10 protein-coding genes and 2 pseudogenes are annotated in these 11,770 nt (G+C 66.5%); 8 read left to right on the top strand and 4 right to left on the bottom strand.

All coding sequences use genetic code 11. The features are described 5' to 3' along the window. Window positions 1-50: 50 nt before the first annotated feature. Genes J2X45_RS01255 through J2X45_RS01245 form a run of 3 tightly spaced genes read left to right on the top strand, consistent with a single transcriptional unit; the run spans window position 51 to window position 3,027 of the window. Window positions 51-1,256, top strand: coding sequence for an ABC transporter permease (locus tag J2X45_RS01255; protein WP_310210201.1), 1,206 nt, complete (start codon window positions 51-53; stop codon window positions 1,254-1,256). Continuing rightward, window positions 1,253-2,002 carry an ABC transporter ATP-binding protein gene (locus J2X45_RS01250; RefSeq protein WP_310210198.1) on the top strand — a complete coding sequence of 250 codons (750 nt, stop codon included), beginning with the start codon at window positions 1,253-1,255 and terminating at the stop codon, window positions 2,000-2,002. The genes J2X45_RS01255 and J2X45_RS01250 overlap by 4 nt, the downstream gene beginning before the upstream one ends. Before the next feature lie 20 nt (window positions 2,003-2,022). Continuing rightward, window positions 2,023-3,027: an HlyD family efflux transporter periplasmic adaptor subunit gene (locus J2X45_RS01245; protein WP_310210196.1), complete on the top strand. Its 1,005-nt coding sequence runs from the start codon at window positions 2,023-2,025 to the stop codon at window positions 3,025-3,027. A gap of 115 nt (window positions 3,028-3,142) precedes the next feature. Here J2X45_RS01245 and J2X45_RS01240 read toward each other — a convergent pair. Continuing rightward, a pseudogene (locus J2X45_RS01240) lies at window positions 3,143-3,259 on the bottom strand (hypothetical protein); the annotation flags it as partial. Between the two features lie 66 nt (window positions 3,260-3,325). Here J2X45_RS01240 and J2X45_RS01235 point away from each other — a divergent pair. The 3 genes and pseudogenes from J2X45_RS01235 to J2X45_RS01225 all read left to right on the top strand — a co-directional run. Further along, window positions 3,326-3,441, top strand: a pseudogene (locus J2X45_RS01235) (peptidase); the annotation flags it as partial. A gap of 133 nt (window positions 3,442-3,574) precedes the next feature. Continuing rightward, a complete protein-coding gene (locus J2X45_RS01230) occupies window positions 3,575-4,480 on the top strand; it encodes an SDR family NAD(P)-dependent oxidoreductase (RefSeq protein WP_310210193.1) in 906 nt (301 codons plus the stop codon). A 229-nt stretch (window positions 4,481-4,709) separates the two neighbouring features. Next, complete coding sequence (locus tag J2X45_RS01225; protein WP_310210190.1) at window positions 4,710-6,008, top strand: outer membrane protein transport protein; 1,299 nt, start codon at window positions 4,710-4,712, stop codon at window positions 6,006-6,008. Window positions 6,009-6,066: 58 nt separating this feature from the next. Here the strand turns inward: J2X45_RS01225 and J2X45_RS01220 are convergent, their stop codons facing one another. The 3 genes from J2X45_RS01220 to J2X45_RS01210 form a co-directional block, all read right to left on the bottom strand. Further along, entirely contained in the window at window positions 6,067-7,164 is a 1,098-nt protein-coding gene (locus J2X45_RS01220) for an Mrp/NBP35 family ATP-binding protein (RefSeq protein ID WP_310210186.1), read from the bottom strand. 69 nt (window positions 7,165-7,233) lie between these two features. After that, window positions 7,234-7,740 carry a group 1 truncated hemoglobin gene (locus J2X45_RS01215; RefSeq protein WP_310210183.1) on the bottom strand — a complete coding sequence of 169 codons (507 nt, stop codon included), beginning with the start codon at window positions 7,738-7,740 and terminating at the stop codon, window positions 7,234-7,236. 12 nt (window positions 7,741-7,752) lie between these two features. Then, entirely contained in the window at window positions 7,753-8,619 is an 867-nt protein-coding gene (locus tag J2X45_RS01210) for a DUF3034 family protein (RefSeq protein ID WP_310210179.1), read from the bottom strand. Between the two features lie 184 nt (window positions 8,620-8,803). Here J2X45_RS01210 and J2X45_RS01205 point away from each other — a divergent pair, with 184 nt between their 5' ends. Together J2X45_RS01205 and J2X45_RS01200 are read left to right on the top strand one after the other, a co-directional pair. Further along, on the top strand, window positions 8,804-9,424 hold the full coding sequence (locus tag J2X45_RS01205; RefSeq protein ID WP_310210176.1) for a methylamine utilization protein: 621 nt from the start codon (window positions 8,804-8,806) through the stop codon (window positions 9,422-9,424). A 7-nt stretch (window positions 9,425-9,431) separates the two neighbouring features. Then, entirely contained in the window at window positions 9,432-11,768 is a 2,337-nt protein-coding gene (locus tag J2X45_RS01200; RefSeq protein ID WP_310210173.1) for an EAL domain-containing protein, read from the top strand. Window positions 11,769-11,770 lie beyond the last annotated feature (2 nt).

Below are 11,770 nucleotides of genomic sequence, written 5' to 3'. Positions count from 1 at the left end.
GATCGACGTTCATTGCTGCAACCGTCGATTGGGGGAGCACGAGTCCGCAAATGTCGTTGGCCTTGGCCACACTTCTATACGAGTGGCGTCGTTACATGGCGGCTGTCGTCGCCCTGGCCTTTTCAGGCCTTCTGGTGCTGGCGCAGGTCGGCATGTTCGTCGGTATCGGCAAGGGTTTCACCGCCCAGATCGATCGCGCGCGCGCCGACATCATGGTGCTGGGCCCGGGCGCCAAGGCGCTGTTCGGCGGTCCTTCGGGCCTGCCGCGCCGGATGATCCCCCTCGTCTACAGCCACCCTGAAGTGACACAGGTCGCGCCGCTCGACGGCTCTGGCGGTCGCTTCCAGAACATTCTGTCTCCCGAGGAGCAGGCCAAGATCGAGGCGCGCACCAAGGCGGCGGCCAAGGGCGGCAAGGCGCCGCCCCAGGGCGGCGGTCGCAAGACCGAGTTCGTCAACGTGACCGTCATCGACGCCATCCCGGGCTACGTGACCGTGCCCACCGACTATACGCCTGAAATGGTCGAGGCCTTGCGCCGCCCCTTTGCGGTCGCCGTGGACCAGACCGCCCTCAAGCGCCTGGGCGTCAAGAAGGGCGACAAGGCGCTCTACAACGGCAAGACCATCAATATCGCTGTGGTGACAACGGGTTATCCCAACATCATCCAGCCCACGCTCGTCATGTCGCGCGACACGCTGCGGATGCTGGGCGAGGCCGATGTGGGCCAGCGCGTCGGCCCGCTGATGGTCGAAATCAGCGACCCGTCCCGCGCCGAGATCGTCGCAGCCCAGCTCAACAAGAAGGCCGACGGCAAGTTCCGCGCCTGGACGCGTCAGGAGCTGGCCGACGCCAATTCCAGCGCCATGCTCGACGACCAGATCATCGGCATCATGCTGGGCTTCTCGGCGTTCCTGGGCCTGCTGATCGGCGTGGCCATCACCTGGCAGACCCTGCGCGGCGCGATCATGGCCAACATCAAGGAATTCGCCAGCTTGCGCGCCCTGGGCGTGTCGATGGGCGACCTGCGCAACATCGTCATGGAGCTCAGCTTCTGGGTCGGCATCGTCGGCGTTCTCGCTGCGGGCCTGCTGACGTGGGGCGTCTCGTTGCTGGCGGCCATGGGCGGGGTGCCGATGTACTTCCCGCCGGCCCTCATCGCTATCGTCGCCGGCTTCCTCGTCGCCATCGCCATGCTGTCGGGCTTCCTGTCGCTCGGCGTCCTCAAGAACAGCCAACCCGCGGACCTGCTGCGATGACCCGTGACAACGCGCACAAGCGCGGCGAAACCGCCCTGCAAGCCAAGGGCTTAGTCAAGCGCTTCAAGACCGGCCGCTCGTATATCGAAGTGCTCAAGGGCATCGATTTCGACGCCAAGCACGGCGACGTGACCATGGTCATGGGTCCGTCGGGCTCGGGCAAGTCGACCCTGGTGGCGGCGCTATCGGGTTTGTTGAAGCCGGACGAAGGCAAGGTTTCGGCCCTTGAGGCCAAGGACCTATGGGCCCTGTCCAGCGGGAAGATCGACAAGTTCCGCCTGGACCACTGCGGCTTCATCTTCCAGGGCTTCAACCTGTTCCCGGCCCTCACGGCCAAGCAGCAGGTGATGACGGCGCTGAAGTACCAGGGCGCCAGCCCTGGCGAGCAGGCGCGTCGCGCCCAGGCCGCGCTGGAGTCGGTGGGCCTTGGTCCGCGCGTCAACCAGCGCCCGTCGGAGCTGTCGGGCGGTGAAAAGCAGCGCGTGGCCATCGCCCGCGCGCTCGCCAAGAACCCAAACCTGATCTTCGCCGACGAGCCGACCTCGGCCCTCGACGGCGAGAACGGCCAGGTTGTCATCCGACTGCTGCGCGAGGCGGCCTCCGTCCGCGGCGCGGCGGTGATCTGCGTGACCCACGACCCGCGGCTTGAGGCCTATGCCGACCGCGTCATCCACATCGAAGACGGCCGGATCCTGGACGACGTGCGTAGAACGCCCGACGCCAATCCCGCGCCGCTCAGCCACTGATTTTCTGGGGGAATTTCCACATGCCCGGCTTCCTGCGCCGACCCGCCTTCTACATCGTCCTGGTCGTCGTGCTGCTGCTCGGCGGCGGCTTCTTCTACGCCAAGGGCCAACAGGCCGAAAAGAAGAAGAAGCTTGAGGCCGCCGCCGCCCAAGAAGAGCCCTCTCCCTACGCGGCCATCGCCCAGGGCAAGGCCGACGTCGAAGGCGGCGTGATCCAGGTGGCCGCGCGCCGCCCGGGCATCGTGCGCGAAGTCTTCGTGCAGGAAGGCGACATCGTCACCAAGGGCCAGCCCCTGGCCAAGCAGGAGGACGACGACGTCCGCCTGGCCGCCCAGACGGCGGCGGCGAACCTTTCCTCGGCCAAGGCCCAGCTGGCGCTCTATCAAGTGCAGCTGCGCACGGCCCAGCGTGAGTTCAACCGCCTGCAAGGCCTGGCTGGCGCGAACTATGTCGCGGCCCAGAAGCTGGACGCCGCCCGCGACCAGATCGCCCAGGCCCAGGCCAATATCGGCACCCAGCAGGCGCAGATCAGTGTCGCCTCGGCCCAGCTGGCGCAGGCCAATTACAATCAGGAACTGACGGTGATCCGCGCGCCGGCCGACGGCCGCATCGCCCGCCGCCAGGCCAATCCGGGCTCGGGCGCCTCGACCCTGAACGTCACCGCCATGTTCGACCTCGAGCCCAACACCCAGCGCATCGCCCGCGCCGAGATCGTCGAAGCCGACATCCCGAACGTGACGATCGGCCAGGAGGTCGAGATCCAGCCGGAAGGTGATCCGGACAAGACCTATGTCGGCAAGGTCCTGCGCCGCGCCGCCGTCTTCGGCGCCCGCAAGCTGGCCTCGGACGACCCCAGCCAGCGCAGCGACGAGCGCGTCGTCGAGGTGGTGGTCAGCGCCGACGGCGCCCCGCTGCTGGTCGGCCAGCGCGTGCTGGTGAAGTTCATGAAGCCCGGCCAGAAGGCCGGCGTGAAGCGCGACAAGCCGACCCCGCCGGTGGCCGGCGGAGCCAAGAAGAAGGCCTAAGGCCCGCCTCAGCCCACAACGCCTTGAAACGCCGCGCGGCCCCCGCGCGGCGTTTTTATTTTGCTGCGCTGGAGAATGTGCGGGTCGGGCTTCGATCCTGGGCGGATACTTCAACAACCGACCTCCCCGGCGAATGCCGGGGCCCAGATTCATCCGGGGCGGCTGGGGATGATGCGACGTAACGCAGCGCTGAATGGATCAGTGTCAGTGGGTTCGATCTGGGTCCCGGCATTCGCCGGGAAGGTCGGGTTTTTGTGGAAGGCGCCAGACAGCTATCGACCCTGGTCGGACGTTCTGAAAATCCTCCCCCCAGAGGGGGAGGAGGCCGAAGGCCGGAGGGGGAAGTGCTGCCAAGCCGGCTTCTTCCCCCTCCGTCGGCTCCGCCGACACCTCCCCCGCTGGGGGGAGGATTTATCCCGGCCCTTCCCCATCAAGGGGAAGGGAGATCCAAGCACTGCGGAACGATGGAACCCCCTCCCCTTGACCTCCCCTCTCCCGCGCCGCACAAACGCGCCAAACCAAACACACGTTTGAGGGAGACTTCGGCATGGCGGACATCCGCTTCGACGGCAAGGTGGCGATCGTGACGGGCGCCGGCGGCGGGCTTGGCCGACAGCACGCCCTGGAACTGGCGCGTCGCGGCGCCAAGGTGGTCGTCAACGACCTGGGCGGCAGCGTCGACGGCTCGGGCGGCTCGTCCGAGGCGGCTCAGAAGGTCGTGGAAGAGATCAAGGCGTTTGGCGGCGAAGCCATCGCCCACGGCGCTTCGGTGACCGACGATGCGGGCGTGGCCAACATGGTCCAGACCGCCATGGACACCTGGGGCCGTATCGACATCCTGATCGCTAACGCCGGTATCCTGCGCGACCGCACCCTGACCAAGATGGAGCTGGCCGACTTCGAGGCGGTCATGCAGGTCCACGTCTGGGGCACCTTCAAGCCGATCAAGGCCGTGTGGGACATCATGAAGGCCCAGAACTACGGCCGCATCGTCGTGACCACCTCGTCGTCGGGCATGTACGGCAACTTCGGCCAGAGCAACTATGGCGCGGCCAAGATGGCGGTGCTGGGCCTGATGAACACCCTCAAGCTTGAAGGCGCCAAGAACGACGTCAAGATCAACGCCATCAGCCCGGTGGCGGCCACCCGCATGACCGAAGGCCTGATGCCGCCCGAAGTGCTGGCCAAGCTTGCCCCCGAATATGTGACGCCGGGCGTCGTCTATCTCTGCTCGGACGAGGCGCCGACCGGCGCGATCCTGACCGCCGGCGCCGGCGCCTTCGCCCTGTCGCGCATCTACGAGACCGAAGGCGTCTATCTGGGCGAAGGCGGCCTGTCGGCCGAGGAAGTCCGCGACAGCTGGGGCCAGATCACCGCTGAGGACGGTCAGAAGGCCTATTTCAATGGCGGCGAACAGGGCCAGAAGTTCTTCCGCAAGATGGCTGGCGGCTGACACCACCCCAAATAAAACAATGATCGAAAAGCATCGTTCGATCAGTATTTGACAGAACAGCGATTAAAACGGGGGCGATTGCCCCCGTTTCTTTTACAGACAGTACAAAATTCACACCCACTTCAAATAATAACAACGATATTTTACTAGATGGGTTACAGGCGGCGCTCCTCGTGCGCCAGCCGGCGCCCGGCGGACCTCCTCCTCCCCAAGAAGGTCGCAAGTCAAAATGTCTTCTACGCGTACCCGCCTCGCCGTCGGCGTGGCTTTCGTGGCGCTCGTCGCCGCCTCCCAGGCCTCCGCTTCGGCCTTCTACCTGCAGGAACAATCGGTCCGCGGCGCGGGCCGCGCCTATTCCGGCGAAGTCGCCGACAAGGGCGTCGGCAGCCTGTGGTGGAACCCCGCCGCGATCGCCGGCATCGCCCGCAGCGAAGCCTATTTCGGCCTCAACGCGATCCAGGTGGACTCGAAGGCCACCAGCACCGGCTCGACCATCACCCGCCCGGTTCCGCCGGCCGGCCTGACCACCCCGGTGGGCGGCGCCAACACCGCCTTTGATCCGATCAACGACGGGATCGTCCCGAACCTGGGCGGCGCCTGGAAGCTCAACGACAAGCTCTCGCTGGGCCTGTCGGTCGCCGCGCCCTACAACTTCACCACCGAGTACAACCCCGACAGCTGGACCCGCTACGACGCGCTGAAGTCGCAGCTGCGCACGGTGAACGTCGACGGCGTCGTCGCCTACCGCGTCAACGACATGCTGGACCTGGGCGTGGGCGTCACGGCGATGTACGCCGACGCCGAACTGACCAACGCCCTGCCCAACATCTCGCCGCTGCAGCCCGACGGCGCGCAGTCGCTGAAGGGCGACGGCTGGGCCTACGGCTACACGGTCGGCGCTCAGCTGCACCCGACGAAGAGCCTGACCATCGGCGCCAGCTACCGCAGCAAGATCGACCACAAGCTGGACGGCACGGTGAAGGTCTCGGGCCTCCTGGCCCCGATCCCCGCCGCCAACAACTTCACGGTCGATGGCCAGGCCAAGATCACCCTGCCCTGGATCGCCAACCTCGGCGCACGCTGGGCGGTGAACGACCAGTGGACCCTGAACGGCTCGATCAGCCGCGTGGGCTGGAGCGAGTTTGACGCGATCCGCGTGGCCTTCGCCGGCGGCGGGTCGACCAGCGCCCAGGACTACAAGGACATCACGACTTACGCGGCCGGTGTCGACTACCAGGCCTCGCCCCGCCTGACTCTGCGGGCCGGCGTCCAGTACGACCCGACCCCGACGCCGGACGTGGGCCGCACCGCCCGCGTGCCGGACGGCGACCGCATGATGTACGCCACCGGCGCCACCTGGGCCGCGACCGAGAACCTGAAGCTCGACGCCGCGCTCAGCTACATCGCCTTCGACAAGAGCCAGATCAACCGCACCGACGTCACCGCGACCAGCTCGACCGTCCGCCTGCGCGGCGATGTCGAAGGCTCGGCCGTGGTGCTGGCCGCCGGCGCGCGCTTCAGCTTCTAAGGCTGAACGTCCCTGGAACAAGCAGCCCGCCTGGAGCGATCCAGGCGGGCTTTTTCGTCTAGTCGATTGCTTCCCAGAGCTGCTGCGCGGCCCCGACGAACACCTGCGCGGCCTGCCCCTTGGGCTCGCCGATGACCGCCGGCACGCCCTGATCGCCGCCCAGGCGGACGGCGATCTCGATCGGCACGCGGCCCAGCAGCGGCACGTTCAGCCGCGCCGCCTCGGCGACGCCGCCGCCCTCGCCGAAGATCGGGATCGGCGCACCGGTCGAGGGATCAGCGAAGAAGGCCATATTCTCGATCAGACCCAGGATCGGGGTCGCGGTTTTCTCGAACATCGAGGCCGCCCGACGCGCATCGATCAGGGCGATCTCCTGCGGCGTGGTCACCAGCACCGCGCCGTCGATGCGGAGCTTCTGCACCAGGGTCAGCTGCACGTCGCCAGTGCCCGGCGGCAGATCGACGACCAGCACGTCCAGCGGCTGCGCCTCAGAGCCCCAGGCCACGTCGTGGATCATCTGGCGAACGGCCGACGAGGCCATCGGCCCGCGCCAGATCATCGCCTTGCCCTCATCGACGATGAAGCCGATCGACATCAGCTTGACGCCATGCGCCTCCAGCGGCTGCAGCTTCTCATTCTCAAATAACGGATCGCCGTCGACACCCATCATCTTGGGGGCCGAGGGCCCATAGATGTCGGCGTCCAACAGACCCACGCGCAGTCCCATCCGGGCGAAGGCGACCGCGAGATTGGTCGAGACGGTCGACTTGCCCACCCCGCCCTTGCCCGAAGCCACGGCGATGACATGGCGCACATGCTTGGGCTTTTCCGCCTCGGGCGGCGGGGCCATGCGGGCCTGGGGATCCTCGGTGATCTTGGCGCCCTTGCGAACGCGGGTCGCGCCCTCGGCCGCCTGGGCGGTCAGCACCACCTGGGCCTGCTCGACGCCCGGCAGGGCGGCGAGAGCCTTCTCGGCAGCCTCGCGCACCGGGGCGTAGGACGCGACGACGCTGGCGGGGACCTCCAGCATGAAGCCGGCGCGGCCGTTACGGACGACGAGGCCCTGGACCAGTCCCGCCGCCACCAGCCCCTGCCCGCTGGCCGGGTCGGCGATACGGTCCAGCGCCGTGCGGGCGTCATCGAGGGTTGCGGTCACGGGCGAGGCCTCCTGTTCCGGGGACCTCATATCCGCGCGAGCGCTAGGCATTTCAAGTGCGGAGCGGCCCTACCGCTCGACCACCTTGCGCTGCATGGGGGCCAGCTTGGCCAGCAGCTTGTTCTGGACGGCGAAGGGCACGCCCTCCTTGTCCATCGCCCACTGCAGGTTCTCGACCAGGGCGTTGAAGTCCTTATTGGTGACGCCCATGTCCTTGTGAACCGCCGCCATGTCGCGGCCAGTATAGACGCAGCCGCCGCCCAGCACGTAGCAGAACTGCTCGGTCAGGGTCCGCTTCAGACGCGGGACGTCGGTGGTGGCGAAGATCTCCTTGATCCTCGGATCGGCGATGCTGCGGTCGACGAGGTCAGAGGCGATCCGCGCCAGCCCTTCCTTGCCATGGAAGGCCTGAAAGGTCGCCGGGTCGGACAGCGGCGCGGCCCCGGCGTTGGCCGGCGACTGCGTATAGGGATCAACCGGCTTTTCGCCGGCCGGCGTCGTGTCCTGGGCGAAGGCGGCGCCGGCGACGAGCATGCAGGCGACACCGGCTTGGACGAGGGCTTTGACGGTCTTCATAGTCATGTTCCCTTAGAAGCCGGCCTGCAGCGACAGATAGACACCGCGCTGGTTCTTGAAGGTGGCGATGTCGCCGAGATCCACATAAGCGGCGGTCACCGACAGGTTCTTATTGATGGCGTAGGCGGCGAACAGGTCCATCCAGTCGTCCTCCTTGGCGAACGCCAGGTTGCTGGGCTTGGTCCGATACTCCGCCCCCACCACCAGACGCTTGCTCAGGAGGTAGCCTGCCGAGCCTTCGAACTGCGGCTTGTAGCCATCGGTCCCGCCGAACCCGAGCAGCCCCGTCTGGTTGGCCTTGGTCAGCCGCACCGCGCCACTCAGCACCAGGGACTTGTCGAGCAGGATCTTGGTCGCGGCGACATAGTAGTCGACGCCGCTGTCGTTCTTGGCGCCGAGCGCCCGGACGAGGGCGTCCTGATTGTTATCCTTGTACTGCGCGCCGACCGCGATCTGTGGCAGCCAGCGGTCCTGGTCATAGACCGCATCGCCCATCACCCGCACCTTGGCGCCCAAGACGGTCTGCTTGAACTTGAAGCCGCGCCCCAGACCAAGCTTGGCGCCGGTCGCGCCGGTGTCGAACACCTGCTGGGTCGCCGACAGTTCCACACGATCACGATAACCCACCGCTGCGCCGTAAGCGCCCAGCTTGTAGTCGTCGACGCCGACATGCGTGTAGTGAACCTCGCCGCCGACGCCGCGATTGGTCTCGCCGCCGGCAATCACAGCCCAGGTCGCAAGGCCACCGCCCGCGCCGCCCTCCAGCGCGCTGACGCCGTGAGTTAGAAGAAGCTTCCCGCCGGTTTCAATCTCGCCGGCCGATGCCTCGCCCGCCAAAGCCGTGGCCAAGAGAATAGTCGCTGCTGGAAATCGCTTCATAGCCCCCTCCAAGAGAGCCGATCGCGAGTCCCACGTCCCGCATCGGACGTTCAGACCTTGTTATCCAAAGTTTTTACAGATGGTTTCCGAAAAGATGATCTGCATCAACTTTCTGGCGGGCTTGAACATTCGAGGAAGCCTGCGTTAACGGCGATTTCATGGGCGCTTCGCTATAGCTCCACGCATGAAGCGCTTGGCGACATTCCTCATCGCTCTGTCCGTCGCTGGGTACGCTCATGCCGGCGACCTCACGGTCTCGGTGCGCGGCGCCGACGGAAAGCCTGTCCAGGACGCCGTGGTCATGGTCTATCCGAACGGCCAGCCCACCAAGGGCCCAATCAAGTTCCCCTGGGCCTATCGGGTCGCGCAGCAGAATATCCAGTTCAACCCGCTCATGCTGGTGGTCCCCGTCGGCGCGGACGTACAGTTTCCGAACCTCGATAAGGTCCGGCACCACGTCTATTCATTCTCGCCGGGCAACAAGTTCGAGATCAAGCTGTACGGCCACGAAGAGAACCGCACGGCGAAGATGAACGCGCCGGGCGTCGTGGCCATCGGCTGCAACATCCACGACAAGATGGTCAGCTTCATCCGCGTCGTCGACACGGCCTACGCCGCCAAGACCGATGCAAACGGGGTGGTGACGGTCCGCGACGTGCCGGCCGGTGCGATTACGGCCAAGGTCTGGCACCCCTATCTGCGCGGGATGAAGAACGAGAAGGCCCTGGCGATCACCAGCGTCGGCGCAGGCGCCGCACGCGAAGCCGTGACCGTCGAACTGCGCCAGCCCTCAGGCCACCACTAGACCGGCGATGTTCAAGCGCCTCCAGACCAAGCTGACCGTCCTCTACGCAGGACTCTTCGCCCTGGCCCTGAGCGTGGTTGCGGTGACGGTCTATGTAGCGATCGCCAGCAACGCCCAACGCGCCGTTCGCCAGGAGCTTGCGGCCACCGGGACGGTCTTCGACCGCATCTGGGCCCTGCGCACGCAGCGCCTGCAAGACGGGGCCGAACTGCTATCTCGGGACTTCGGCTTCCGCGCCGCCGTCGCCACGCATGATCGCGCCACCGTGGAGTCGGCCGTCACCAACCTGCGGCAGCGGCTCGGCCTGGACCTCGCCTTCACGATAGGCGTGGATGGCGAAGTTGTGGGCCTCGATCCCGGCCGCCTGGATCTGGAGACCCTGTGGACTGCGCTGGACGCCGAGGATGGCGCACAGGGCGTGTTCGCCATCGACGGCCAGCCCCATCAACTGATTTCCGCGCCGATCCTGTCACCGACCCTGACAGGCTGGGTCGTCTTCGCCGCCAAGCTGGATGAGCGCGAGATGAAGGCGCTGGAAAAGCTGTCGGCGATCGGCCTGGACGCTCAGGTGTTCACGCAGCGCAACCAAGCCTGGGTTTCCGCCGACCAAACACCGGCCGCTAGCGCCCTGGCCGCCTTCGTCGCAAAGGCGATGCAGGACAAATCCCGCGCGCCCGTCAGGCTGCGGGCCGATGGCGATAGCCTGGTCTTGGTGCAGCCGATCCGCGCCCTTGATCAGACGCGCGGGGCGGCGCTCGTGCTGCGCTACCCCATGGCGCAAGCCCTGGCGCCCTATCGCCCCCTGATGGCGGCCGTGATCGTCGCAGGCCTTATCGGCGCCGCCCTCGTCGTCGCCGCAAGCTGGGCGCTGTCCCGGGGCCTGGCCAAACCGATCACCGCGCTGGACGAGGCCGCCCGCCGTCTTCAACGCGGCGAAGAGGTCTCCGTCGAGGTCACGACCCGCGACGAGATTGGCCGGCTTGCCGAAAGCTTCAACCTGATGGCCGAGGAGATCCGCGATCGCGAGGCGGAGATGATCCATCAGGCCCTTCACGACGCCGAGACCGGCCTGCCGAACCGGCGCGCGCTTGAACGCGCCATCCACGATCGCCTCACCGGCCTATCGGTCAACGAGCAAGTCGTCATCGGAACGATCGGCTTTGATCGCTTCCCCCAGGTCCGGGCGGCGATTGGCTACGAGCTGGCGACCGAGCTGGTCGCCAAGCTCGGCCAGCGTATCGCAGATACCGTCCCGGGCCTGATCGTCGGACGCCTGACGACCTCGATCCTCTGCGTCATCTCGACCGCGAGCGACATCGAGGATGCGCTCGCGCGTGCTGAAGCCCTGCTTCCCGATCTCGAAGCGCCGCTGCGGATCGGCGGCGAGCCAGTCGATGTGCATATCACCCTGGGCTTGGCGTCTGCGGCGAAGGGCGATGTCGACGCGGCGCGCCTGATTGAACACGCCCTGATCGGTCTGGATCAGGCGCGCGCAGCCCATCGCAAGCTGATGGCCTTCGACCCCATCGCCTACGGCGACCCGGCGTCGAATCTGTCCCTGATGAGCGAGATGCTGGACGCTGTTCGCGACGGCGACCTCTTCCTGGCCCACCAGCCCAAACTGGATCTGCGCTCCGGCCAGATCACGGGCGTCGAAGCGCTGGTCCGCTGGAACCATCCGACACGCGGCTTCCTCCGCCCCGACCTCTTCGTCGGCATGGCCGAGGAAACCGGCCATATTCGCGCCCTGACAGACTATGTGCTGACCCAGGCCATCGAGGATCAGGCGCGTCTGCGCGCGGCCGGTCATGAGGTGCTGATGTCGGTCAACGTTTCGGGCCGCCTCATTGACGACCAAGGCTTCGCCGAGCACGCCATCGCTCAGGTCATGGCCACCGGGGCGAACATCTGCTTCGAGATCACCGAGACCGCCGTCATCGGCAATCCCGACATTGCGCTGGCGGTGCTGGCGCGTCTGGCCGAAGCCAATATCCGCGTGTCGATCGACGACTATGGCTCCGGCCTCTCGTCCCTTGCCTATCTCAAGCAAATCCGCGCCGACGAATTGAAGATCGACAAGATGTTCGTGACGGCTCTGGCGTCCGGCGGCACGGACGCGCTGCTGGTGAAATCCACAGTCGACCTGGCGCATAGCCTGGGCATGAAGGTCACGGCCGAAGGCGTCGAGACCCGCGAAGTGATCGCCGCCTTGCAGTTGATGGGCTGCGACCTCGCCCAAGGCTACCATGTCGCCAAACCGTTGGCCGTCGACAAGCTGATCGAGTTCCTCGACGCGTGGGCGATCGACCTGCCGGTCGAGACCGAGAGCCGGCTTAGCGCCTGACC

Origin of the sequence: Caulobacter sp. BE264 (assembly GCF_031457805.1) — a bacterium.
Taxonomy (GTDB): Bacteria; Pseudomonadota; Alphaproteobacteria; order Caulobacterales; family Caulobacteraceae; genus Caulobacter.
This window is presented reverse-complemented; position numbering and strand designations above follow the sequence as displayed.